General features: G+C 66.4%; 19 protein-coding genes and 1 tRNA gene. 13 read left to right on the forward strand and 7 right to left on the reverse strand.

Going from position 1 to position 23,755, the window contains the following annotated elements:
* Positions 1-79 precede the first annotated feature (79 nt).
* Positions 80-3,511, forward strand: a complete 3,432-nt coding sequence (locus tag ASC94_RS17655; protein ID WP_056397528.1) for a DUF4450 domain-containing protein — start codon at positions 80-82, stop codon at positions 3,509-3,511.
* 4 nt (positions 3,512-3,515) lie between these two features.
* Here ASC94_RS17655 and ASC94_RS17660 read toward each other — a convergent pair whose 3' ends face one another.
* Positions 3,516-5,474, reverse strand: coding sequence for a helicase-related protein (locus ASC94_RS17660; RefSeq protein WP_056397531.1), 1,959 nt, complete (start codon positions 5,472-5,474; stop codon positions 3,516-3,518).
* Positions 5,475-5,541: 67 nt separating this feature from the next.
* On the opposite strand from ASC94_RS17660, the gene ASC94_RS17665 reads away from it, so the two are divergent.
* The 4 genes from ASC94_RS17665 to ASC94_RS17680 all read left to right on the forward strand — a co-directional run bounded on the left by ASC94_RS17665 (position 5,542) and on the right by ASC94_RS17680 (position 8,528).
* Positions 5,542-6,147, forward strand: coding sequence for a YigZ family protein (locus ASC94_RS17665; protein ID WP_056397534.1), 606 nt, complete (start codon positions 5,542-5,544; stop codon positions 6,145-6,147).
* Positions 6,148-6,209: 62 nt separating this feature from the next.
* Positions 6,210-6,285 (forward strand) — tRNA-Lys (locus ASC94_RS17670).
* Positions 6,286-6,467: 182 nt separating this feature from the next.
* Positions 6,468-7,052 carry a LysE family translocator gene (locus ASC94_RS17675; protein ID WP_056397537.1) on the forward strand — a complete coding sequence of 195 codons (585 nt, stop codon included), beginning with the start codon at positions 6,468-6,470 and terminating at the stop codon, positions 7,050-7,052.
* A gap of 9 nt (positions 7,053-7,061) precedes the next feature.
* Complete coding sequence (locus tag ASC94_RS17680; RefSeq protein WP_056397540.1) at positions 7,062-8,528, forward strand: PLP-dependent aminotransferase family protein; 1,467 nt, start codon at positions 7,062-7,064, stop codon at positions 8,526-8,528.
* On the opposite strand, the gene ASC94_RS17685 is transcribed toward ASC94_RS17680, so the two are convergent.
* Together ASC94_RS17685 and ASC94_RS17690 are read right to left on the reverse strand one after the other, a co-directional pair.
* Complete coding sequence (locus ASC94_RS17685) at positions 8,525-9,085, reverse strand: YceI family protein (RefSeq protein WP_056397544.1); 561 nt, start codon at positions 9,083-9,085, stop codon at positions 8,525-8,527. The genes ASC94_RS17680 and ASC94_RS17685 overlap by 4 nt on opposite strands.
* Positions 9,086-9,101: 16 nt before the next feature.
* The gene (locus tag ASC94_RS17690) at positions 9,102-9,518 is read right to left on the reverse strand and encodes a DUF1566 domain-containing protein (RefSeq protein ID WP_056397547.1); all 417 of its coding nucleotides are present in this window, start codon (positions 9,516-9,518) and stop codon (positions 9,102-9,104) included.
* Between the two features lie 189 nt (positions 9,519-9,707).
* Between ASC94_RS17690 and ASC94_RS17695 the strand changes: the two genes are divergently transcribed.
* Positions 9,708-10,667 (forward strand): winged helix-turn-helix domain-containing protein, encoded by a 960-nt coding sequence (locus ASC94_RS17695; RefSeq protein WP_056397550.1) that lies wholly within the window; start codon positions 9,708-9,710, stop codon positions 10,665-10,667.
* On the opposite strand, the gene ASC94_RS17700 is transcribed toward ASC94_RS17695, so the two are convergent.
* On the reverse strand, positions 10,664-12,703 hold the full coding sequence (locus ASC94_RS17700) for a PKD domain-containing protein (RefSeq protein WP_056397553.1): 2,040 nt from the start codon (positions 12,701-12,703) through the stop codon (positions 10,664-10,666). The two genes, ASC94_RS17695 and ASC94_RS17700, sit on opposite strands and share 4 nt — an antisense overlap.
* A gap of 224 nt (positions 12,704-12,927) precedes the next feature.
* Here ASC94_RS17700 and ASC94_RS17705 point away from each other — a divergent pair, with 224 nt between their 5' ends.
* Positions 12,928-13,230, forward strand: coding sequence for a YciI-like protein (locus tag ASC94_RS17705; RefSeq protein ID WP_056397556.1), 303 nt, complete (start codon positions 12,928-12,930; stop codon positions 13,228-13,230).
* 7 nt (positions 13,231-13,237) lie between these two features.
* On the opposite strand, the gene ASC94_RS17710 is transcribed toward ASC94_RS17705, so the two are convergent.
* A complete protein-coding gene (locus tag ASC94_RS17710) occupies positions 13,238-13,765 on the reverse strand; it encodes a PEP-CTERM sorting domain-containing protein (protein ID WP_162251435.1) in 528 nt (175 codons plus the stop codon).
* Positions 13,766-13,909: 144 nt separating this feature from the next.
* Between ASC94_RS17710 and ASC94_RS17715 the strand changes: the two genes are divergently transcribed.
* Positions 13,910-14,824 (forward strand): GGDEF domain-containing protein, encoded by a 915-nt coding sequence (locus ASC94_RS17715; RefSeq protein ID WP_056397563.1) that lies wholly within the window; start codon positions 13,910-13,912, stop codon positions 14,822-14,824.
* A gap of 39 nt (positions 14,825-14,863) precedes the next feature.
* Entirely contained in the window at positions 14,864-15,751 is an 888-nt protein-coding gene (locus tag ASC94_RS17720; RefSeq protein ID WP_056397566.1) for a neutral zinc metallopeptidase, read from the forward strand.
* A 37-nt stretch (positions 15,752-15,788) separates the two neighbouring features.
* Here the strand turns inward: ASC94_RS17720 and ASC94_RS17725 are convergent, their stop codons facing one another.
* Entirely contained in the window at positions 15,789-16,232 is a 444-nt protein-coding gene (locus ASC94_RS17725) for a hypothetical protein (RefSeq protein ID WP_157201487.1), read from the reverse strand.
* Positions 16,233-16,320: 88 nt separating this feature from the next.
* Positions 16,321-17,205: a helix-turn-helix transcriptional regulator gene (locus tag ASC94_RS17730; protein ID WP_082616611.1), complete on the reverse strand. Its 885-nt coding sequence runs from the start codon at positions 17,203-17,205 to the stop codon at positions 16,321-16,323.
* Positions 17,206-17,375: 170 nt separating this feature from the next.
* Between ASC94_RS17730 and ASC94_RS17735 the strand changes: the two genes are divergently transcribed.
* From ASC94_RS17735 to ASC94_RS17750, 4 genes are all read left to right on the forward strand, one after another.
* A complete protein-coding gene (locus tag ASC94_RS17735) occupies positions 17,376-18,281 on the forward strand; it encodes an RNA polymerase sigma-70 factor (RefSeq protein WP_056397574.1) in 906 nt (301 codons plus the stop codon).
* Between the two features lie 274 nt (positions 18,282-18,555).
* A complete protein-coding gene (locus tag ASC94_RS17740) occupies positions 18,556-20,232 on the forward strand; it encodes a glycosyl hydrolase family 18 protein (RefSeq protein WP_082616612.1) in 1,677 nt (558 codons plus the stop codon).
* A 4-nt stretch (positions 20,233-20,236) separates the two neighbouring features.
* Positions 20,237-21,271 carry a cupin-like domain-containing protein gene (locus ASC94_RS17745; RefSeq protein WP_056397580.1) on the forward strand — a complete coding sequence of 345 codons (1,035 nt, stop codon included), beginning with the start codon at positions 20,237-20,239 and terminating at the stop codon, positions 21,269-21,271.
* A gap of 12 nt (positions 21,272-21,283) precedes the next feature.
* The gene (locus tag ASC94_RS17750) at positions 21,284-23,644 is read left to right on the forward strand and encodes a chitinase C-terminal domain-containing protein (protein WP_056397583.1); all 2,361 of its coding nucleotides are present in this window, start codon (positions 21,284-21,286) and stop codon (positions 23,642-23,644) included.
* The last annotated feature ends 111 nt before the right edge of the window (positions 23,645-23,755 follow it).

Consider the following 23,755-nt stretch of genomic DNA (forward strand, 5'->3'; position numbering starts at 1 on the left):
CATCAAGATGATCCGACGGGCCGGCACAGCCGCACGGGCTGCCGCTATCATCTCCGGCATATCCACTGCTGGGGATGCAATGAACAGCCTTACCCGCCGCGCGCTGGCTGCCGCCATGCTGGCGCAGTGCGCCGCCATGGGTGCTGCCGCAGGCGCCGCGCCATCCGCCACCGCCGGACTGCGGCCCAACCTGGAAGGGCGCGTGCAGCAGCCCTTGCGTTACCGGCCCGACGGGCCGGACTTCGTCATCGATAACGGCACCGAATTCTTCAACCGTTCGCTCTACGGCGGCAACACCGCCTTCCGCGCCGACGGCGGCGACAAGCCCGAGTTCCTGCTCTACCTGCCCGGCCGGGGCGGCAACCTGCGCCTGGCCGTGCGCACGGCGGCGGGCGTGGTGTGGCTGCACGATGCGGCCGCCATCACCGCGCGCTACCGCCCCGGCGAGTTGCGCTATGAAATCCGCGATCCGGTCCTGGGCGCGGACGCGGTGGTCAGCGTCGCGGCGCTGGCGTACGCGCGTACCGAAGGGCTGATCGTGCAGGCCGAGGCCAGGGGGCTGGCGCCGGGCGCCGAGCTGGTTTGGGCATACGGCGGCGTGAACGGCGCGCGCGGCGTGCGCGATGGCGATATCGGCACCGAAAAGGTAGCCATCAGCGAATACTTCCAGTTCAAGCCCTCGCTTGCCGCTGGCAACAGGATCGTGCTCGGCGGCGAAGGCTACACAGTGAACAGCCGCGTAGCCGCCATCGCCGGCGTGGTGCCGCAGGGGAGCGTCCTGCGCATCGGCGACGGTGCGCAGTGGAACGCACTGCCTGCGCTGCTGGAGACAGCTGCGGCACCACCCGGCGCCGCCCCGGAACCGGGCGCGAAAGATGGCTCTTCGGCTTCGGCTTCGGCTTCGGCGGAGGCTTCGGCTTCGGCTTCGGCTGCGGCGGCGGCTGCGGCTGCGGCGCCCATCGTCGTCGGCCGCGTGGCGCTGCCGAACGGCGTGCCGCTGCTGCTGTCCCTGCAGCGCCTTCCCGGCGGCGCGCCGGCGAAGGATCTCGACCAGTACACTGCCGTCACCGCCGGCAAGCCCGCCGCCCCGAAAAAGACCGTCCCCCTCGCCCCGCTGTATGCGCGTGAGCAGCTGCCCGCGCTGTTCGCGGAAACCCGGCAGCACTTCGACGCGCTGCGCCGTCGCGTCAGCATCGACACACCCGATCCCTACCTGAACGCCGCCGTGGGCGCGCTCGGCGTGGCCGCCGACGCGCTATGGGACGAAGCCGACCAGGCCATCATGCACGGCGCCATCGCCTGGCGCACCAAGCTGCTGGGCTGGCGCGGCCCCTACGCGCTGGACGCGCTGGGCTGGCACGCCCGCGCGCGCAGCAACCTGGACGCCTGGACGCCGCGCCAGAACACCCAGCCCATCCCCGTCACCCTGCCGCCTGCCGACGCGGCCTCCAACCTGGCGCGCAGCGAAGCGGGCCTGCACTCCAACGGCGACCTGTCCAACTCGCACTACGACATGAACATGGTCTTCATGGACGCGCTGTTCCGCCACCTGCTGTGGACCGGCGACCTGGAATACGCGCGCAGCGCCTGGCCTGTCATCGAGCGCCACCTGGCGTGGGAGCGGCGCCTGTTCCGGCGCGAGTTCGGTCCACGCAAGCTGCCGCTGTACGAAGCCTATGCCAATATCTGGGCCAGCGACGACCTGTACTACAACGGCGGCGGCGCCAGCCACGCCTCCGCCTACAACGTCTACGCCAACCGCAGCGCGGCGCGCATCGCCCGCCTGCTCGGCAAGGACGCGCAGCCTTACGAGCGCGAAGCGGAGTTGATCGCGCAGGCCATGCGCGCCTACCTGTGGATGCCTGAGACAGGCGCATTCGCCGAATACAAGGATTTGCTGGGCGGGCAGCTGCTGCATCCCAGCTACGGGCTATGGAGCTTCTATCACACCATTGACTCCGGCGTGCCCACGCCGCAGGAGGCGTGGCGCATGGCGTCCTCGCTCAAGGCGCACCTCAAGCCCATCCCCGTCACCGGACCGGGCGTGCCGGCCGATGCTTCCTACCAGGTGCTGCCGACCACCAACTGGATGCCCTACTCCTGGTCCATCAATAACGTGGTGATGGGTGAGAACCTGCACACGGCGCTGGCGCTTTGGCAGGCCGGCCGCGCCGCCGACGCCTTCCTGCTGGCGAAAAGCGCCCTGCTGGCCAGCATGTACATGGGTATCTCGCCCGGCAACGTGGGCAGCATGAATTACCTGGACGCTTACCGGCGCGAATCGCAGCGTGACTTCGCCGACGGCGCCGGCGTCATGTCGCGCGCCATCGTGGAAGGACTGTTCGGGCTTGCGCCGGACGCGCTGGCAGGCACGCTGACCGTGCGCCCAGGCTTCCCGGCGGCGTGGGACCGCGCGCGCCTGTCGCATCCCGACCTGGGCGTGGACTTCGTGCGCAGCGGCAGGACGGAACGCTGGACCATTTCGCAAGCCGCATCCCCGGCGCAGGCGCAGCTACGCTTCGGCAAACTCGCACTGCGCATCCCGGCTGTCTACCAGCGCGTGCGCAGCGTCACGGTCAATGGCGTGCCGGCGCAATTTGAAACGGACCGCGCCGCCATCGGCCGGCGCGGCTTGCTGGTCAAGGCGCCCATGGCACGCGAAACGGCGGTCGTTATTGAATGGGCGGGCGCGCCGGCGCTGTCCGTGCAGCCGGAAGAAAGTGTAAAGGTCCCGGGGCCTGCACGCGCAGCAGGGCCAACGCCGCCCGCTGCGGCGGACTGGGGCAGCGACAGGCGCGGCGCCATCCTGGAAAGCGTCAACCTGGCGCCCTACTTCAATGACAAGGTCACGGAGATCTTCAAACCCGGAAAGTACCAGTCGCCGCGTTCGCCCCACGTGTCGCTGTCGCTGCCCGCGCAAGGCATAGGCGCGTGGGCCGGGCACGTCAACGCCACGGCGGACATCGACGACAGCGGCCTGCGCGCAGCCGCAGCTGCCAACGGCGGCAAGCTGGCCATGCCCAACGGCGTCACGTTCGCCACGCCGGGCGACCATCAGTCGCCCAACATCGTCTTCACCTCGCAATGGGACAACTACCCCAGGTCGGCCGAGATCGCGCTTACGGGCAAGGCGCGCCGGGCCTGGCTGCTGATGGCCGGTTCCACCAACTTCATGCAAAGCCGCATCGACAACGGCGAAGTGGTGGTGCGCTATGCGGACGGCAGTACCACGCGGCTGGCCCTGCACAATCCGGTCAACTGGTGGCCCATCGAGCAGGACTACTTCATCGACGACTACCAGTTCAGTCGTCCGCAGCCGACCCCGCCGCGCGTGGACCTGAAGACCGGCGCCGTGCGGCTGCAAAGCAGCGGCGGCATGGTCCCGGGCGGCGCGGCAACCGCGCTGGCCATCGCGCTCGACCCGCGCAAGGCGCTGCGCAGCCTGACCGTGCGCACGCTCAGCAACGACAGCGTGATCGGCCTGATGAGCGTCACGCTGGAGCGCCCCTGAACGGCTAGCGGAAGCGCTTCGGATTGCGCTTGCGGTTGACCGCGTTCTGCTCCTGCAGGATGGAGTCCACGCGCTCGGAGGCATGGCGCGACAGTTCCTGCGCCAGCTCGATATCGGGGAAGAATTCCGGCAGCCGGTAGCCCAGCCAGGCGTACGCCGAGTACAGGCGGCAGGTGTCTTCCACCTCCTGCAGCGACAGGTAGGACAACGCGTAGTCGTCCGTCTTCAGGCGGGTGGCCTTGCCGCGCGAGAGCGACATGGCCCAGTGCTCCCAGGCGCGCTGCAGCGACATGACCTTGCTCGACACGGGCACCAGCGACAACGTGAACTTGTCCGCCACCGACAGCGGCAAGGTGTCCAGCCATTCGGCGCGGGTGGACTGGTCTTCCGTAATGCGCGGATAGAAGAAACCGTCCGGCACGTCGATGTTGTGCACGAAGCGCTTGAGCAGCTTGGCCAGCGAAGTTTCGCTGGTCACCGACGCGATGCGGTGCAGATGCTCAAGCGTGGGCGCCACCGAGAAGCCGCTGGTGTTCAGCGGCGCCAGCTTCTCCTTGAGCAGTGCGCGCATCACCTGGTGCGTATCGTCGTCGAAGCCCGCCACCAGGCCTTCCTCGTGGATGCCGTAGCGGCCCGCCCGGCCTGCGATCTGGCGCGCCAGTGCAGCCGAGATTTCCTCCTCCTCGTAGCCGTTGTACTTCACGCTGGTGGTCATCACGATGCGCGAGATCGGCATGTTCAAACCCATCGCAATCGCATCGGTGCCCACCACCACGTCGGCCTGGCCTTCGCGGAAGCGCTGCGCCTGCGCGCGCCGCACTTCGGGCGACAGGTTGCCGTACACGGTGGCTACGGACAAGCCGGCCTCGGTCACCATGTCGCGCCACATCAGCACTTCGCGGCGCGAGAAGGCGATCACCGCGTCGCCCTTGCGCAGGTTGCGCACCTTGCGCACCGAGGTGTGCTCCATCGACAGCGGCGCCTTGCGCTTCAGCACGTGCACTTCCAGCGGACACTCCAGGCGCTCGGCCAATGCCTCGATGGCGCGGCGCGCTTCCGGCGCCCCCACCAGGTACACCGTGCGCGCCGGCGCACCGCACACGGCGGCGGTCCAGGCAGCGCCGCGGTCGCGGTCGGCCAGCATCTGGATCTCGTCGATCACGGCCACGTCCACCGGCGTGCGCGTGTCCAGCATCTCCACCGTGCTGGCCACGTGCGTGGCGCCTTCCGCCAGGCGGCGTTCCTCGCCCGTCACCAGGCTCACCGCCAAGGGCTTGCCGTGCTGCTTGAAGGCCTGCAGGCGCTCGTAGTTCTCCAGCGCCAGCAGGCGCAGCGGCGCCAGGTAGATACCGCTGGGCGCTTTCGACAGCGCCTCGATGGCGCGGTGCGTCTTGCCGGAATTGGTGGGGCCCAGCAGCGCGATGAAGCGGCGCGGCAGGCGGCGCGCCACCTCGAAGGAGTCCGGATACTCGGCCAGGTTGATGCTTTGCTTGGTGCGCTCCGCGTAGCGCTCCTCGGTCTGGCGCTCGATGGCGTGGTCCAGGCGCTGGCGGATTCGGTCGAACACTTCGGCCGCCATCAGGGACGTCTGCATGTCGGCCAGCGTGTGCAGGAAGCTCATCGCATCCAGGTCGTAGTCCTCGGCGGCGGCGGCCATCTCGTGCACGAAGGCGGTCACGTGTTCATGCAGCTCGTGGATGGCCTTGTCGCTGGCGCGCTCGCGCAGCAGCGCGCTGCGCGCCTCGTCGTCCATCTTGCGCCACTTGGACGGCTTGGCCAGCACGCCCTGCGCAGGCACCAGCTGGTAAGGCACGGCCAGGCCCTCGGCGCGCACTTCGCCGGCGATGCGCAGGAACACGCGCCCTTCCATCTTCACCAGGCTCACGCCCCTGGCGGGCAAGCCCAGTTGCTGGCACAGGAGTTCGTCGTCGCCCGGATCGTGTTCTTCGGTGATGCTGGTCATGTTTATCGCTGCGTCGTGTCGCTGGGTTGAGTTGGGGGCGAGTATAACAAGGCTGTACAATCCCGCCATGCCGCAGACCATCACCACCGCCGTCCATCACGAGTTGATCATCAAGAAAAGCCGCTTCATCGCGTGCGTGCAGCCGATGGCGGACCGCGCTTCGGCACAGAAGGTGGTGGCTGAATTATGGGCCCGGCATCCGGGCGCGGCGCACGTTTGCTGGTCGCTGCTGGCGGGCGGCCAATCCGCCGCCGTCGACGACGGCGAACCGAGCGGCACCGCCGGCCGGCCCATGCTGGACGTGCTGCGCCACCAGGACCTGGAAGGCGTGCTGGCCACCGTGGTGCGCTATTTCGGCGGCGTGAAGCTGGGCGCCGGCGGCCTGGTACGCGCCTACACCGACAGCGTGGCGCAGGCATTGCTGGGCGCCGAGAAAGTGGCCATTGTCAAGCTGCGCGCGCTGCGCTGCGAGGTGCCGTATGCGCTGGAAGGCCTGATGCGGCGCGAACTCGAACTGGCCGATGCGCGCCTGGACCAGGTGCAGCACGCCGACCTGGTGCGCTTCGATTTCAGCCTGCAGGACAGCGCCGCCGTGGCCCTGGTGGCGCGCCTGGGTGAGACCGGCGGCGGCCGCATCGTCTGGCTGGACGTGCCCGACGAGATCGATGCGTAGCGCCCTGCGAAAAATCCGCGCTTGCAGAATCCCGCAAGCCGCCCTATAATGCTGCCTCTTTCGGGTCGTTAGCTCAGCTGGTAGAGCAGCGGACTTTTAATCCGTTGGTCGCAGGTTCGAATCCCGCACGGCCTACCACGAATTCGCAGTACGGAAAAAGGTTGCATGTTCACGCATGCAGCTTTTTTTTCGTCCACCCCGTTTCAGCTGTACCTGCGCGCCGACTGATACAGCATGGCTCTGTAGCGCCAGCCTTGTGTCTTGTCCGTGCCCCTGCCTGCTTCTAGACTGGTGCCATTCCGACCTAGCGAATTGCACCCATGACCGAACTCCTGCCCTTGATGAGCTACTGCCTGGTAATGTCCGCCACGCCCGGCCCGAACAACGTCATGCTGGCCACCACCGGCGCCAATTTCGGTGGCCGCGGCGCGCTGCCGCTGATCCTGGGCATCCAGGCCGGCATGTTCGTGCAGACCATGCTGATGTGCGTGGGCCTGGGCAGCGTGTTCACTGCTTTCCCGCTGGCGCACCAGGCGCTGCGGATTGCCGGGTCGCTCTACCTGGTGTACCTGGCCTGGAAGCTCAGCGGGGCGTCGGCAGCCGGCGCGCAGGCGGCCAAGCCGGTGTCCTTCGCCCAGGCGGCGGTGTTCCAGGCGCTGAACCCGAAGAGCTGGATCAAGGCCATCACCATGGCGTCGGTGTTCATGCCGGCCGGCGGCAACACGCTCGCCAACGCGCTGCTGCTAACGCTGATCGGCTGCGTGGTGGGCGCGCCCTGCAATATCATGTGGGCCTTGTTCGGCGTGTCGATCCGCCACTTGCTCACCGATCCGCGCAAGCAGCGCGTCTTCAACCTGGCCATGGGCGCTATCCTGCTGGTACTGGCCGTGATGTTTTTGCGCTAGACTGCCATCATGTTCGCCATCGACCGCTCCTCCCCCATCGCCCTGTCCACGCAGATTGAGACCAGGCTGCGCCAGATGGTTGAAACACGCGTCCTGCCCGCCGGCGCCAAGCTGCTGTCGATCCGCCAGCTGGCCACCCAACTTGCGGTCAGCACCAATACCGTGGTGGTGGCCTACGACAGGCTGGTCGCGGCCGGCATCATCGGCTCCCACGGCACGGCGGGCTTCTATGTCTGCGCGGCGGGCGACGCCGGCAGGACCGTTCCGGACGAAGTAGCCCTGGAAGCCGGCGCCGAACAGGAGCCGGTCTGGCTGGCGCAGCAGGCCAACGACCAGCGCGCCGGCATCCTGCTGGCCAGCAGCGGCGCCTTGCCGCCCACCTGGCTGCAGGACGCAGTGCCGGCAGCCGCCGTGCAGCGCGGCCTGGCGCGCAGCGCTGCCGGCATGGCCTCGCGCTGCCCGCCCCAGGGACTGCCGGAACTGCGCGAGCACATCGCGCTGCTGTTGCGCGGCATCGGCATTGCCGTGGACGCCGGCCACGTGCTCACCACCTTCGGCGGCACCCACGCGATCGACCTGATCTGCCGCAGCTTCCTGCAGCCCGGCGACACCGTGCTGGTGGAAGACCCCGGCTACTTCCTCATGTTCGGCAGGCTGCGCCAGGACGGCATCCGCCTGCTGCCCATCCGGCGCGGCCCCGACGGGCTGGACCTGGACCAGCTGGAAGCGGCCTGCCGCGAGCACCGCCCGCGCCTGCTGTTCGTGCAAACCGCCCTGCACAACCCCACAGGCTGGAGCAGCAGCGCCGCCAATCTGCACAAGGTGCTGATCCTGGCGCGGCAGCACGGCTTCCTGATCGCCGAAGACGACGTGCACGGCCATTTCCAGCACGGCCACAGTACCCGGCTGGCCTCGCTGGCCGGGCTCGACGGCGTGATCTACTACTCCAGCTTTTGCAAGGCGCTCAGCCCGGCCCTGCGCATGGGCTATCTTGCCGCCGCGCCGGCCCTGCTCAAGGTACTGATGCGGACCAAGATCCACGCCATCATGACCACGCCGGCGCTGAACGAATACGTGCTGCTGGAAGTGCTCAAGGCGGGCAACCTGCGCAAGCACCTGGACCGCATGCAACGCAAGATCATGGCCGCGCGCAACGCCAGCGCGCGCCAGCTGAGCGCTGCGGGCGTGCTGTTCGAGCAGCCCGGCGACGCGGGCATCTTCTTGTGGGGCACCATGCCGGAAGGCCTGGACGTGGACTTGCTGGTGCAGGACGCCTACCAGAACAAGATCCTGCTGATGCGCGGCGCCGCCTTCTCGGCCAATGACACGCCGGACCGGCACATCCGTTTCAATGTCGCGTTCAGCCAGCATCCGCGCCTGAGCAGCTACCTGGAGGAGCGCCTGCAGGCGGTGGCGGGCGCACGCTCCAGCCTGGCGCGCGCCAGCGGCGCGGCCAGTCCCAGCGGCGGGCGCTAGCCCCCCGCCCCCAGCGTGATGCGGACGTGCAGCTCGTCCGCCACCGAGGGCACGAATTTGCCGACGCCGAAATCCGAGCGCCGCACCATGGCTTCCGCGTCGAAGCCGGCCCGGCTTTTTTTGGTGACCGGGTCGACGCTGATCTTGTTGATCTTCCCGTTCAGCACAACGTCCTTGCTCACGCCGTGCACCACCAGCTTGCCGGCGATTTTCAGGCTGTCCATCGGGCCCTTTTCTATGCCCGTGCTGGTGAAGCTAATGTCGGGATATTTGGCGGCGTCGAGAAACTCTTCCGTTTTCAAATGCTCGTCCAACGCCTCGACACCGGTGCGCAAGCCGTCCAGCGGCATTTTTACCGTGACGGACGATTTGGCCAGGTCTTTTTCGTCCAGTATCAGCTTGCCTTCCAGTTTTTCAAAGCGCGCGGCGGGATTGGAATAGCCGAAATGGTTCCATTGAAAAATCACTGCGCTATGGCGGGCGACTATCGCCAGTTCTTCCGCAGCGAATGCGGGCAGGCTGAAAATGAATAAGGCCGGCAGTATCAAAGATTTCATTAATAAGCTCCTGGAATTAATCGCGCACGCACAATGCGCGGGCACCGTGCGGCATGAATTTGAATGTCTGGTTACGGCTGCCGTTGACCAGCAGTACGCCCCAGGCCAATAGCGGGGAGGACTCGGCGCTGTCCTTCTTGAGGTCGCTCGAGCTCCAGTACCAGTTTCCGCTCAGCTTGAGCGCCGGCGGCGCCATGCAGCTGGCATTGCCGCAGGGGACGGTGTTGCCGTCCCGTTGCGCGGTGCTGTACAAGCCGGACAATTCCTCCAGGCGCGGCAGGCGCCAGCCGGCGCCCTGCCCGGCGCAAAACGCCTTGGCCTCTTCCCAGTTCACGTCCCGGCCGCTATCGCTAGTTGTCCAGCTCGGCTGCGCCTGGCTGGCGTGCGCCGCCAGCCAGGCGGCCAGCCAGGCGCAGCGGATCCAAAAGGGCAAGTTTCCTACAGTCATACTTGGGCTCCGTATCGTTAAAGGTGAGCCCGCACAGTGCGGCCAAAGGCGCTGCGAAGTCCTGAAATCGGTCTGAAATCGGCCTGAAATTTTGCTGAAACTCTCTGAAATACCCCGCACGGCCCTCGGCTATAATTGCATCCTGTCAAAAATACAAGAAAACCAGGGAGCCGGATGGAGACTACAGCAAGTGCAAAACTGCGCGTGGGCGCGTGGTGCGTCGACGCGGCGCTCAGCGAAATGACGCGCGACGGCGAAACCGTGCGCCTGGAACCGCGCATGCTGCGCCTGCTGCTGTGCCTGACGGCGCGGCCCGGTGAAATCGTGAGCGCGGAGGAACTGCTGAGCCAGGTCTGGCCGGGCGTGGTGGTCACGCCGGATTCGGTGTACCAGGCCATCGCGTCGCTGCGCCGCCTGCTGGGGGACGATCCCAAACAGCCCAGGTATGTGGTCACCCTGCCGCGCCAGGGATACCGGATGGTGGCCGAGGTCGCTCCATGGACGGCCTCGCCTACCCCGCAGGCCAGCCTGCCGGCGGCACCGCTCCCCCCTGCGGTGGCGGCCGCCGCGCCGGCGGCGCCCGGCCGCAACCGCCGCAGCTGGCTGCTGGCGGCAGGCGCGGCAGCCGTCGCCGGCGCCGCGTTCTGGCTGGCCGAGACGCACGCAGGCAAGCCGCCATCGCGCGCGCCCGCGCAGAACTCCGTCGCCGTCCTGCCGTTCGCGGATCTGACGGACGGCATGGGGCACGAAACCTTCGCCGATGGCATGACGGAAGAGCTGATCGACCGTTTCAGCAAAATACCCGGACTGAAAGTGCCGGGGCCGACATCGTCCTTTTATTACAAGGGCAAGCAGATAGCGCCCGCCGGCATCGCCCGGGAACTGGGCGTCAGCTATATATTGGACGGCAGCGTACGCAAATCCGGCAATACCCTGCGCGTGGCGGCGCGCTTATTCAAGGCCGACAATGGTTTTATTATCTGGTCCGGCACCTATGACAAGCCGGTGGATGATTTGCTGATGGTGCAGGACGATATTGCCGACGCGGTGGCCAAGGCATTAACGGCCGCCATGGAAAAAGGCGCGGCGCCGAATCCGGCGCCGCGCCCTGAAAACCGCGCAGGAAAATCTTAGCGGGAAATCGAATTGCTGCTCATGACGTTCAGGCTGGCGTCATAGCTGTAGCCGGGGGCGGTGATCCCGGTGAGCGTGAACTTGAAAGTACCGGTCTTCTTGCTGGACGCCGAGCTGACAGTGGCAACGCCGTTGGCGTCCGTCACGGCCGACGCCGCTCCGCTGACGATGCCGCTCCAGCTGCCGGCCACCGTTGCGTTGGGAATCACCCGGCCGGACGCATCCTTGACCGTGACCTTTGCCTGCGCGTAAGCCTGCAGGCGGTTCGACGCCGCCAGTGCCATGGCAATGCCGCTGGCGTAGACCTTCGGCTGCACCGTGGTGGCCGTGATCAGCACCGTGCTGCTGCCGCTGAAGCCGGCGCTATTGGTCACCTTCAGCGAGGCGGTATAGCTGCCGCCGGCGTTGTACACGTGGCTGGCGCTGGCGCCGCTGGCCAGGGGCGTGCCGTCGCCAAAGTTCCATTCATAGCTGACGATGCTGCCGCTGGAATCGGTGGAGCCGGCGCCCGAGAAGGACACGTTCAGCGGCGCCGGGCCGGTGGTGGCACTGGTGCCGATCACGGCCACCGGCGCGCCGCCCGAGGTCAGCGGGGCCGACACGGCCACCACGTAGCGCCCCACGCTGCCGTAGGCGCTGTAGCCGGTGCCCAGCGGATCGCCCAGGCCCATGCCTTCCACGCTCAGGTAGTATGTGCCCGACGCCGGCAGGTTGATGGACAGCGATGCGGTCAGCGCGTCGGCCGGATTGGCTTCGGCCAGCAGGTTGCCTGCCGCGTCGCGCAGCTGGATCAGGACGTCCAGGTTGGGACCGCGCTCGAACGGTTTGGCGTTAATGGTGACCACGCCGGCGCCCGCGTTGAAGCGGAACACGTCCACGTCCGACGGCGTTTCCATCACGCCCATGATGTCGTAAGTGTTCATGCCGCTCACGGCGGTCGGCGTCAAGGTGGCGGCGGCGGCGATGCTGTTGCCGAAGTCGTCGGCGGCAAACAGCACGCCGTTGCTCTGCATTACAAGGTAATCGTCCTCGGTGTTGTTGGCGTTGAGGTATTCGCCCTTGCTGAACTGCACCAGCTCCTTGTTATAGCCCACGCCCATGATGGGCGCCCAGCCGGTGGCGCCGGTGCCGTGGCCGGCGTAGTAGCCGACGGTGCTGGTGCCGTCGTGCGACAGGCCCAGGTTGTGGCCCACTTCGTGCGAGGTCGCTTCGGCTATGGCTTTTTCGCCGTTGCCCAGCTTGTCCTGGAAGATGAAGGCGGGCTTGTTGGCTTCGCTGGTGGCGTCAAACACGCCCACGTAGGCGAAGCCGCCGCAGCCGCAGTCGCCTTTCGCCGTGCCTGCGGTGAAGTTCCTGGTGATGACGGCGCGGGTGCCGTAGGTATCGTCCAGCGTGGAGGTGCGCGAGAGCTGGTCGGCCGGCGGTTCTTCGGTGGTGACGTCGACGTCGAAGGCGGCGTAGTCCTCGGCCACGCGGCGCCAGATGTTCTGGATCACGGCCAGCTCGGTGCTGCTGAAGGTGCCGGGCAAGCCGTCCAGGTCGAAGGCGGGGCTGATGATGGTGCTCAGGCCATAGCTGGTGTTCCACGCGGTGCCGGTGGTGGTGTGGCCGTTGAAGTCCAAATAGATCTTGCGCTTGGAGCTTTTGCGCGAATGCAGCAGAAAGGTCTGGTCGGCCGGATAGATGGCGCCGCTCTGCGCAATGTCCGACGGCGAGGCGGTCAGCCCCAGCTCGATGAAATACATGCGGCCGGTCTTGTCGATCCAGGCCGAGCGGTCGTTGCGCAGCTGCGCGCGCAGCGCGTCGGCGGACTTGCCATAGTGCGCGGCCACGGCGGGCAGGCTGCCACCCAGGCGGGCGATGGCGCGCTCGCCATTGCTGTGGTCGGGCAGGTTCAGCTGCGGATGCGGCGGCTTGGCCTGCTGCGCCTGGGTGGAGCGCTTGGCGGCGGTCTGCGCCAGGGCGCTTTCCGGCAGCGCCAGCGTCCCTATCGCCAGGGCCGCCAGCACGGAGGCGGCGGCTATCTTCTTGATCATTAAACTCGGCATGTGGGCTCCCCTTGGCGATTGGTTTCAACCGATAACATACCAAAGAAATGTATCCGCACAGCAATTAATGTCAAGGAAGGGCGAAGTTTTGAGGTGAGTGTGCACTCCTGCAAAATACGGCAACGTTAAGAAAAAAGGGCAGTCAGTTGCTTGCGAAGCAAGTTCTCCACCCCGGTGCTATGATGGTCCTTCCCCTGACAAAGCGAGGACGCATGCACTACGTACTGTTTTACGACTACTCGGCAGACTACATGGAACGCCGCGCGCAGTTCCGCGACGGCCACCTGAAACTGGCATGGGATTCGCACGCGCGCGGCGAACTGCAGCTGGGCGGCGTGCTGGCCGAGCCGGTCGACGGCGCCATGTTCTGGTTCAAGGCGGATTCGCCCGCCGTGGTGGAGGCCTTTGTCGCCGCCGATCCCTACGTGGCCAACGGCCTGGTGACGGGCTGGCGCATCCGCCCGTGGATGACGGTGGCCGGCGCCTTGGCCGACGCGCCTGTCCATCCGGCCTGAACGGCAGTCAGCGCGCGCCGCGGCGCAGCGCCAGCATGAGGATCAGGCCGCCCGCCAGCAACATGGCCCAGGCGGCCGGCTCGGGCACCGCGCTCAGGTACAGCACCACTTGCGTATTCTCGTCAAAGTACAGGCCTTGCCAGTTGACGTACGCCACGTTGTTGCTGATGGAGACATTGGCGGGCGTAAAGCCCGGCATATTGGTTTGCCGGCCCAGCGCCGCGAAAGGCTGGAAGTCGTGGTCCAGGTTGGTAAGCGCGAAGCCGTTGAAGGCGCCGCCCAGCCACATGGCATTGGTGTTGAAGTTGCTGGCGATAACCTGGGTATCCGTCACCGTCAGGTCGAACACCCCGGCCACGTTGCTGAACAGGGCGCCGTTGGCGTCCACCAGCTGGGCCGCAAAGCTGCGGGTGGGGGTGTTCAGGTCAGGATAGAAATACTGCAGCGACACCCGGTCGCCCAGGGTTCCCGCCGAGGCGCTGGCACCGCAGGCCAGCAGGAAAACACACAACGCGCGTTTCAATGAAATCCACATGGCCAGCCTCCTATGCAAAGGTGAACGCCATGTTATGCGGACTGAAGCGGGACCGGCGCCACCTTGCCTTATGGCCATGGCTCTGCTACCGTTGCGGCGCTGCACAATAGCTGCGCAATAATTAGATCACCATCCGGATTTCCCATGCAGCCCACTGCACTGTCAAGCGAACAGATCGCGTCTGTCCTCAAAGCCCTGCCCGACCCGGCCTTCCTGCTTACCCGCAGCGGCCGCTACGCGGCCATCTTCGGCGGCGCCGACGTGCGCTATTACGATGAGATCGGCTTCCTGGCCGGGAAAACCATGAGCGGCCTGCTGGTGCCGGCCAAGGCCGAATGGTTCCTGGCCGAGATCCACAAGGCGCTGGCCACGCGCAGTTTGCACGTGGTGGAGTATGGCCTGGATAGCGAAGACATTCTGGAGATGGAGGGCAAGCAGCCGCTCAAGGCCAGCTGGTTCGAGGGCCGGGTGCAGGCGCTGGACTTCCAGGTGGACGGCGAAGACGCGGTGCTGTGGGTGGCCAGCAATATCACGGCACGCCACCAGCTGGAAGCGCAGCTGCGCCTGCACAGCGAAAGCGACGAGCTGTCCGGCCTGTACAACCGGCGCAAGCTGATGGGCACCATGGCCGAGCACTACCAGGTGTTCCTGCGCTACCGCACGCCGACCGCGCTGCTGATTTTCGATATCGACCACTTCAAGAACATCAACGACCAGTTCGGCCACCTGTTCGGCGACAAGGCCATCCGCGCCGCCGCCGACGTGTGCCGCGACGAATTGCGCAGCACCGACTTCCCGGCCCGCCTCGGCGGGGACGAGTTCGTGGTGCTGATGCCGCACACCAGCTGCGAGCAGGCCGCGCCCATCGCCGAACGGCTGCGCCTGCGCGTGGCCGAAGCGCTGCTGCGGCTGGGCGCCATCGGCGGCGGCGGCACCATCAGCGGCGGTCTGAGTGAATTCTTGCCTGGCGACAGCCACGCAGAAGACGCGCTCAAACGTGCGGACGACGCACTGTACCGCGCCAAGCGCGCCGGCCGGAACCGGATAGTAAGCGTATAGTGGCTTCACACTGATAAGACTGCATGACAGGAGCTCGCCATGAAATGGGAAGGCAATCGCGAAAGCGACAACGTTGAAGACAGGCGCGGCGATGGTGGTGGCGGTGGCGGCGGCTTCGGCCTGGGCGGCCGCTCCATCGGCATCGGCACCGTGGTGCTGGCACTGATCGGCTCATACGTATTCGGCGTCAATCCCCTCACCATGCTGAACTTGCTCAGCGGCGGCGGCGGCGGTTCAGTCCCGGTACAGCAGCAAACCCAGCATCCGACCGCGCCGCCCAGCGACCGGCAAGGCAAGTTCGTGTCGGTGGTGCTGGCCGATACCGAGGACGTGTGGACGGAACTGTTCCGCGCCAAGGGCGGCGACTACGTCAAGCCCACGCTGGTGCTGTTCAGCGGCAGCACGGCCACGGCCTGCGGCACCGGGCAGGCCGCCGTGGGGCCGTTCTATTGCCCCGGCGATCAGAAAGTGTATATCGACCTGAGCTTCTACCGCCTGATGCAGGAGCGCTTCAAGGTGAACGGCGAGTTCGCGCAAGCCTACGTGATCGCGCACGAAGTGGGCCACCACGTGCAGCACCTGAGCGGGATTTCGGACAAGGTGGACCAGCAGCGCCGCCGCGCTTCCGAACGGCAGGGCAATGCGCTGTCGGTGCGGCTGGAACTGCAGGCGGACTGCTTCGCCGGCGTGTGGGCCTACCACGCCAACCGCGCGCGCAGCATCCTGGAGCAGGGCGATGTGGAAACGGCGCTCAACGCCGCCACCGCCATCGGCGACGACGCGCTGCAACGCCAGTCCCAGGGCCACGTGGTGCCGGACTCGTTTACGCACGGCAGCTCGGAGCAGCGCGTGCGCTGGTTCAAGCGCGGCATTGAAAGCGGCGACACGGCGCGCTGCAATACTTTTGAGGCGGGGCAGCAGCTCTGAGCCCAAGCCCCAAGCCCCGGGCTGTGCGCCGCTGCTGCTATTGAAATGCCATCCGCAGCAGCCGGTCCTGCGCCGGCTGTCCGGCAATACTGCTGCCAGGCACCACCATCAGCAGTTCGCCGCCGACGTCGCCACGGCTGTTAATGTCAATGCGCACTTTCAGCTTCTGGTCCAGTGCCACGAAGGTATTGGGCGACACCGCCACGATCTGGTGCAAGCCCATCTCGCCCACTTCGGCATACATGCGCGTGCCCAGCCGCTTCAGCACCAGCACCTGCCCGTTCGACAGCTCGTAGCCGCCCTTGAAGGCGCGGAAATCCGCCTCGTCCATGAAGTGCCGCCGCGTCGGCGCGTCTATCCTCAGCTCGGGCGCCGGTATGGTCACCGTGTCGCCCTGCTGTTCGGTTTGGGCTACCGCCGGCAACCACGCCGCGCCCATGCTTACTGCTCCCAACAATGCCGCCAGTATTGAAGTTTTCATGATAGGTACCATCCCTGTTTGCTGGATTATGACCCTGCCTGTGTACAGCAGGTCGAAGTCATTGTAGGCAGGCCGGCGTCCGCTGGCGTCATCCAACTGGATGAGGGGGCAACAAGGTGGCGGTGGAACCGTGGATCAGTGCGATCAGTTCGCCCTGCCGCCGCGTGGCGGTCTTGCCGTACACCCGGTGCAAATGCGTCTTGACGGTGTTCACGCTCACGCCGGTCGCCGCGGCGATGTCCTCCAGCGACGCGCCCCCCGCGAGCGCGCGGCTCACGGCGGCTTCCGCCGGCGTCAGCTGGAACAGCTGCTGCAGCACCTCGGCGGAAGCGGTCACGGTTTCCGGATCGCGCGCCATGATGATGGCGCAAGGCGTCCCCTCCGCGCAGCCGCCGCCCAGCATGAACGGCGCCACGGACAGGGTCAGCGGCAGGTGGCCGCTGCGCGGCAGGCAAAGCGATTGCGGGGCTTGTGCCGGGCCGCTCAGCGTGTCCGGTTCCAGGCAGCGCACTGCGCGCCGCACCATGTGGGCCAGGGTCTGCGCGCCGCGCGAACCGCCTTGCGCAAGGCGGGCGCCGCGCAGCTGCAGCGGGGCCTCCGCGCCGAACAGGGTGCCTGCCGCGCCGTTCGCGTACAGCACCGTCAGTCCGGCATCCAGCAGCACCACGGCGGTGGCCAGCGCATCCAGCGCGGCCACGCTGCAGCGTTCCGCCATCTCGTTGTGCGCCAGGCGGCTGCGCAGCTGCTGCGCGCGCTCAAGATGGGGCAGGAAAGCGGTCAGCAAGCCATCGGAACGGCCGCCGCAGGCCACCACGCCGCCGGCGCCTGCCGGCTGCAGCAGCGCCGCCGCGTTGCTTGCGCCAAAAGCCGCGGCAACGTCGGCGCATACGCCGGGCCAATGGTCTTCGTGCAGGGCCGCGTCGTACAGGCGGCCGATCAAATCGTATTGCAACGCCAGTTCTTCCGCTCGCATAGGACCTCCCCTACCACTGCAGCTATCAGCTTAGGACGCATCACCGGGAATAGCCATGTGAGAAGTGACATCCGGTATTTTTTTCAATGATGTCCAGGACGGATTCCCCCGGCAAAACGTATATGTCGTCCTGGTGCATACTATGCATTTTCACCATCTGCCGCTCTGCCATGTCCACCGCTGCCGCCACCCCCGCTACCGCCGTCACCGATTCCGCGCTGGCCTTCTCCAGCCTGCGACCGCGCCTGTTTGCCATTGCCTACCGCATGCTGGGCGTGCGCGCCGATGCGGAGGACGTGGTGCAGGACGCGTGGCTGCGCTGGGACGGCAGCGAGCAGGATGGCCTGCAATCGCCGGAAGCGTGGTTGGTCACCATCGTTACCCGCCTGTCCATCGACCGCCTGCGCGCGGCTAAGGCGGAGCGCGAAAGCTACGCCGGCTGGTGGTTGCCGGAACCGCTGGTGGAAGTGGACGAGCGCACGCCGGAAACGCAGGCGGAAATGGCGGGCGAGCTGGGCGTGGCCTTCATGTGGGTGCTGGAGCGCCTGTCGCCGGACGAACGCGCCGCCTTCCTGCTGCGCCAGGTTTTCGACTATGACTACAGCGAAGTGGCCGAACTGCTGGGCAAGAGCGAAGCGGCCTGCCGCCAGATGGTGCACCGTGCGCAGGAACGGGTGCAGCAGGACCGCAAACGCTTCGGCGTGGACCAGGAAGCGCACCGCAGCCTGCTCGGCAAATTCCTGGACGCGGCGCGCACGGGCCAGGCGGCCGCCATCCAGGCGCTGCTCGCGGCCAACGTGGAACTGGTGAGCGATGGCGGCGGCAAGGTGCCGTCCTTCCCGCGCATCATCCACGGCATCGGCGCCGTTACGCGCCTGTTCTGCCGCACGCTGGACAAATTCCCCGGCCAGGTGGCATACCGCAACGCCCTGCTGAACGGCGAGCCGGGCCTGCTGCGATACATGGGCGGCCGGCTGGAATCGGCGCTGGCCTTCCATATCGTGGACAGCAGCATTGCCGGCATTTACGTGGTGCGCAACCCCGACAAGCTGGCCGGCGTGCCGCAGCAGCTCTGATCCCTGCCATACCACTTTAAATCCAGTTCGGATTGGTACTCACGAAATAACAGAATGTCTCATTTGAGACATTCTGCCCTTCCGCTATGGCGCGCGATATGCGTCGGCGCTGGATTTCCGTCCGCTGGCGTATTTCAAAACTGCAACTGGTCTTAGATTGGCAGTAATTGTCAAAACCACTTGACTACCACTTTTCATGCTCGCATTCTGGTCCCTGGCTACGCAAAAAAGCCGGGGACACATCCAGAAATAAAACCTAGACCAAGGAGCATGTATGGGCAACGCGATGAAGGCAAACAGCCTGCTAGTCGGGCTGTTAGGCAGTATGCTGGCCGCCTGCGGCGGCGACGGCAACCAGGCAGCACAACCGCAGGCCATGCGCCTGCTCGCCATGGCGGCGGCGGACACCGGCTGCCCCGCATGGGACGCAGGCGCGATCTACACCGTGGGCATGTGCGTCACCTACAACGGCGCCACCTACAAGGCCAAGTGGTGGACCCAGAACAACGTGCCGGGCACGGAGCAATGGGGGCCGTGGGAACTGCAAGCCTCCACGCCAACTCCGACGCCGACGCCGACGCCAACTCCCACCCCTACTCCAACTCCAACTCCAACTCCCACTCCCACTCCAACTCCGACTCCAACGCCAACGCCGGCCGGCCGTGAAATCGGCTCCTACTTCGCCCAGTGGGGCGTGTACGGACGCGGCTACGAAGTGGCCGACATCCACACCACCAAGACCCCGGTCAACGGCGTGCAGACCAGCATCGCCGACCAGCTCACCTTCATCAACTACGCCTTCGGCAACGTCTACCAAAAGAACGGCGGCTACGAATGCGACATGGTGACGCGCGCCGAAACCGGCAACGAGAACCCTACTTCACCCGCAGCAGGCACCGGCGGCGACGCCTACGCCGACTACCAGCGCCAGCCCGCCCGCACCGTCAACGGCCAGTCCGTGCCGTGGGACGCCAAACTGTCCGGCAACTTCCTGCAACTGAAGCTGCTGAAGGCGCAGCATCCGAATCTGAAAGTATTCATTTCGCTGGGCGGCTGGAGCTGGTCCAAATTCTTCTCGGCCGCCGCCAAGACCGACGCGCTGCGCAAGCAGCTTGCCAAGTCCTGCGTGAAGATGTTCATCGCCGGCGACCTGCCGGTACAGGATGGGCGCGGCGGCCCCGGCTCCGCCAAGGGCGTGTTCGACGGCATCGACATCGACTGGGAATACCCGGGCGGCGGCGGCCAGCCCTACAACACCTTCGATGCGGTGAACGACAAGCACAACTTCACCCTGCTGATGGCCGAATTCCGCGCGCAGCTGGACGCGCAAGGCGCCATCGACGGCAAGCGCTACCCGCTCACCGCAGCAGTGGGCGCCGGCGCGGACAAGATCGCCCAGACCGAGCCTGCCCAGTACGGCCAGTACATGGACTGGATCAACCTGATGACCTACGACTTCCACGGCGCCTGGGAAAGCACCACCAACTTCCATTCCCCGCTGTTCCACGATCCGGCCGATCCATCGACCGGCAACGTCGCCAAGTACAACGCGCACGACGCCATCACGGCGCTGGTGGCGGCCGGCATGCCGAAGAATAAGATCCTGCTCGGCGTGCCCTTCTACGGCCGTGGTTGGAAAGGCGTGGCCGCCGGCCCGAACGGCAACGGCCTGTACCAGTCCGCCGCCGGCGGCGCACCAGGCGCCTATGAAACCGGCATCGAGGACTACAAGGTGCTGATCGCCAAGGCCGGCCAGCGCTGGACCCACCCGGTCACCAAGCAGCTGTACCTGTACACCACCACCGGCGAATGGTGGAGCTACGACGACCCGGCCGTCATCAGCACCAAGATGAAGTACGTGCGCGATGAAGGCCTGCGCGGCGCCTTCTCCTGGGAGCTGGACGGCGACGCCAGCGGCGCCCTGACCAGCGAAGTGTGGAAAGGAAGGTAAGCCCATGAAGACGCGCGCAATGGCCCGGACAGTGGTCCAGCCGGCCGGCATCAGCGACGAATGGAAATGCTGGATCGCCGAGAACCTCATCCTCGGCAGCCATCCGGAGACGCTGGCCGGCATCCTGATCAAGTCCGGCGTCGTTGCGCGCGACGCGCACGCGGAAATCCACGCCGCGCTGCGCAGCCCATACCTGCAAGGCGTCCAGCGCCTGCACAACCGCCTCGCCAAGCGCGACTGGGTGCTCGGCATCCAGTCGCAGCTGAACCGGCTGGCGCCGGAGGCCGCGGCGATCCCGCGCCGCGAGCGCCTATCGGTGCAGGATTTCCTGCACCAGCACTACCGCGTCAACCAGCCCGTCATCATTACAGGCATGCTGGAGGACAGCGTGGCGCGCAGGGAGTGGACGCTGGAGTCGCTGGGCCGGCGCTTTGCGGACCGCATGGTGGAAGTGCAGTTCGGCCGCAACGCGGACCCGGACTACGAAATGAACAGCATCGCGCACAAGCGCCGCATGCCTTTCGGCGACTATGCGGCACTGGTGCGCAGTAGCGGCGTGACCAACGACTTCTACATGACGGCCAATAACGACACGCAGAACCGCCAGGCGCTGCATGAGTTGTGGGCCGACGTCCCCGCCCTGCCCGACTACCTGACGGGCGAGCGCGCGGGCTATTTCTGGCTGGGTCCAGCGGGCACCATCACGCCCTTCCACCACGACCTGACCAACAACTTCATGGTGCAGATCTCGGGCCGCAAGCGGGTGCGCCTGATCGCGCCGTGCGACACGCCGCGCCTGTACAACCAGCGGCATTGCTTCACGCCGGTGGACGGCCGCGCCATCGACCTGCAACGCTACCCGGCCATGGCCGGCGTGCCGGTGCTGGACTGCGTGCTGGCGCCGGGCGAGATCCTGTTCCTGCCGGTGGGCTGGTGGCACTTCGTGGAGGCGCTGGACGTCTCGATCACGGTGTCCGCCACTAACTTCCGCTGGGATAACGACTTCTACAGCAACTACCCACAACATCACGATTTCTAAATCGGAGACACAATGAAGACCAATATGCTGATGCTCATGCTGCTGAGCGGCGCCCTTGCGGCCTGCGGCGGCTCAAGCGACACCGCCACCACCGCGCCCGAAGCCAGGCGGCTGGCCGGCACCACAGCCGCGCCCTGCGACGAATGGGCCGCCGCCAGCGTCTACACCGCCGGCGCCTGCGTCACTTACCAGGGCAAGACCTACACCGCCAAATGGTGGACACAGAATAATGTACCCGGCACCGAGCAATGGGGCCCGTGGGAGCTGCAGGCGACGACGCCCACGCCGACGCCGACGCCAACCCCGACACCGACACCGACACCGACACCGACACCAACGCCCACTCCAACTCCAACTCCAACTCCAACTCCAACTCCAACGCCAACGCCAACGCCGACGCCGGTCGCCTGCCGCCCCGATGGCCTGGCCTCGCCGGTCACCAACGTACCCTACTGCAGCGTGTACGACGCCAACGGCCGCGAGAAGCTGGCCAATGGCCTGAACCGCCGCATCGTCGGCTACTTCACCAGTTGGCGTACGGGCGCGGGCGGCACGCCGTCCTACCTGGTCAACAACATCCCCTGGGACAAAATCACCCACGTCAACTACGCCTTCGCCGCAGTGGACGGCGCCAACAAGGTGCAGATCGGCAGCGGCCCCACCAACCCGGACACCGGCATGACCTGGCCCGGCATCCCTGCGGCGGCGATGGACCCGGCCCTGCCCTACAAAGGCCACTTCAACCTGCTGGCGCAATACAAGAAGAAGTACCCCGGCGTGAAGGTGATGCTGTCGGTGGGCGGCTGGGCTGGCAGCGGCGGCTTCTACACCGCCACCACCAACGCCGATGGCTCCCTGAACAGCGCAGGCATCAACACCCTGGCCGACTCCATGGTCGCCTTCCTGCGCCAGTACACCTTCTTCGACGGCATCGACATCGACTACGAGCACCCCACCACCAACAACGAAGCCGGCAACCCGCTCGACTTCGGCGTGTCCAAGCCGCGCCTGGCCGGCCTGATGAAGAGCTACAACGTGCTGCTGAAAACCGTGCGCCAGAAGCTCGACACCGCAGCGGTGGCGGACCAGAAATACTACATGCTCACCATCGCCGGCTCCGCCTCTGCCTGGATACTGCGCGGTGAGGAAAACCTGTCCGGCCTGAAGTACCTGGACTACGCCAGCCTCATGTCTTACGACCTGCACGGCGGCTGGAACCAGTACGTCGGCCCCAACGCCGCCCTGTTCGACGACGGCAACGACGCCGAACTCAAGGCCGGCAACGCCTACCAGTACGGCGGCATCGGCTACCTGAACGTGGACTGGGCCTACCGCTACTACCGCGGCGCGCTGCAGGCCGGCCGCATCAACATCGGCGTGCCGTACTACACGCGCGGCTGGAAAGACGTCACCGGCGGCAGCAACGGCCTGTGGGGCACCACGCCGCTGGTGAACAGCACCGTCACCTGCGCCGGCGTGAAAACCTGCGGCACCGGTGCGACCGGCATCGACAACGTCTGGCACGACCTGGACGCCAACGGCCAGCCGGTGCCCGGCGGCGGCAACCCGCTATGGCACGCGCTCAACCTGCAGAACGCCATCGTGCCGGACTACCTGGACGCCTACGGCATCACCGAGAAAACGCTGACCGGCAGCTACCTGCCGAACTACAGCGCCACCATGGCCGCACCATGGCTGTGGAACGCCACGCGCAAGGTCTTCCTCTCCACCGAAACCGCACAGTCGATGGCCGCCAAAACGCAATACGTCATCGACAACAACATCGGCGGCATCATGATCTGGGAGCTGGCCGGCGACTACGCATGGGACGCCACCAGGCGCGGCGGCCAGGGCGAGTACTTCATGGGCTACTCGCTCACCACCAATATCTACAACGCCTTCAAGGCCGCCGGCCCGTACGGCGCAGTACGGGCAGAATCGCCGATCCCGGCCAGCAGCGCCAAGGTCAGCATCGAACTGGGCGGCTGGAAGCTGGGCGACAGCAACTACCCGATCAATCCGGTGATGACGGTGACGAACAACAGCACCGCCACCATTCCCGGCGGCTCGGTGGTGGAATTCGACTATCCGGTTTCCGCACCGGCCAGCATGAGCGACCAGTCGGGCTTCGGGCTGAGCGTGATCAAGGCGGGCTACACGGGGCCGAACAACATCGGCGGCTTCAAGGCCAGCTTCAACCGCGCCAGGTTCACCATCCCGGCGTGGCAGTCGCTGGCGCCCGGCGCGTCCGTGTCGCTCACCTTGAACTACACGCTGCCGATCAGCGGGCCGTCCGCCTACACCATCACCGTCAACGGCGTGCGCTACGCGCTGGCTGACGAATATCCGGACCTGCCGGTGGTCCTCAAGTAAGCCCGCAGCGGCTCGCGGCGGGTTACGGCCTCCGCCTAACCCGCCCTACGGTCCGCCTGTACAAGATCCGTAGGGCGGGTTAGCGGCGCAGCCGCGTAACCCGCCGGCCAC

It is taken from the genome of Massilia sp. Root418 (assembly GCF_001425265.1).
In the GTDB taxonomy this organism is placed as follows: domain Bacteria; phylum Pseudomonadota; class Gammaproteobacteria; order Burkholderiales; family Burkholderiaceae_D; genus Rugamonas.

Bases quoted from the DNA above. Each gene is read 5' to 3' on its own strand.
- ASC94_RS17725 (WP_157201487.1), bottom strand. From the start codon at position 16,232: ATGAAAACTTCAATACTGGCGGCATTGTTGGGAGCAGTAAGCATGGGC.
- ASC94_RS17735 (WP_056397574.1), top strand. From the start codon at position 17,376: ATGTCCACCGCTGCCGCCACCCCCGCTACCGCCGTCACCGATTCCGCG.
- ASC94_RS17695 (WP_056397550.1), top strand. From the start codon at position 9,708: ATGGAGACTACAGCAAGTGCAAAACTGCGCGTGGGCGCGTGGTGCGTC.
- ASC94_RS17680 (WP_056397540.1), top strand. From the start codon at position 7,062: ATGTTCGCCATCGACCGCTCCTCCCCCATCGCCCTGTCCACGCAGATT.
- ASC94_RS17655 (WP_056397528.1), top strand. From the start codon at position 80: ATGAACAGCCTTACCCGCCGCGCGCTGGCTGCCGCCATGCTGGCGCAG.
- ASC94_RS17660 (WP_056397531.1), bottom strand. From the start codon at position 5,474: ATGACCAGCATCACCGAAGAACACGATCCGGGCGACGACGAACTCCTG.
- ASC94_RS17675 (WP_056397537.1), top strand. From the start codon at position 6,468: ATGACCGAACTCCTGCCCTTGATGAGCTACTGCCTGGTAATGTCCGCC.
- ASC94_RS17750 (WP_056397583.1), top strand. From the start codon at position 21,284: ATGAAGACCAATATGCTGATGCTCATGCTGCTGAGCGGCGCCCTTGCG.
- ASC94_RS17685 (WP_056397544.1), bottom strand. From the start codon at position 9,085: ATGAAATCTTTGATACTGCCGGCCTTATTCATTTTCAGCCTGCCCGCA.
- ASC94_RS17740 (WP_082616612.1), top strand. From the start codon at position 18,556: ATGGGCAACGCGATGAAGGCAAACAGCCTGCTAGTCGGGCTGTTAGGC.
- ASC94_RS17715 (WP_056397563.1), top strand. From the start codon at position 13,910: ATGCAGCCCACTGCACTGTCAAGCGAACAGATCGCGTCTGTCCTCAAA.
- ASC94_RS17730 (WP_082616611.1), bottom strand. From the start codon at position 17,205: ATGCGAGCGGAAGAACTGGCGTTGCAATACGATTTGATCGGCCGCCTG.
- ASC94_RS17705 (WP_056397556.1), top strand. From the start codon at position 12,928: ATGCACTACGTACTGTTTTACGACTACTCGGCAGACTACATGGAACGC.
- ASC94_RS17665 (WP_056397534.1), top strand. From the start codon at position 5,542: ATGCCGCAGACCATCACCACCGCCGTCCATCACGAGTTGATCATCAAG.
- ASC94_RS17720 (WP_056397566.1), top strand. From the start codon at position 14,864: ATGAAATGGGAAGGCAATCGCGAAAGCGACAACGTTGAAGACAGGCGC.
- ASC94_RS17700 (WP_056397553.1), bottom strand. From the start codon at position 12,703: ATGATCAAGAAGATAGCCGCCGCCTCCGTGCTGGCGGCCCTGGCGATA.
- ASC94_RS17710 (WP_162251435.1), bottom strand. From the start codon at position 13,765: ATGTGGATTTCATTGAAACGCGCGTTGTGTGTTTTCCTGCTGGCCTGC.
- ASC94_RS17745 (WP_056397580.1), top strand. From the start codon at position 20,237: ATGAAGACGCGCGCAATGGCCCGGACAGTGGTCCAGCCGGCCGGCATC.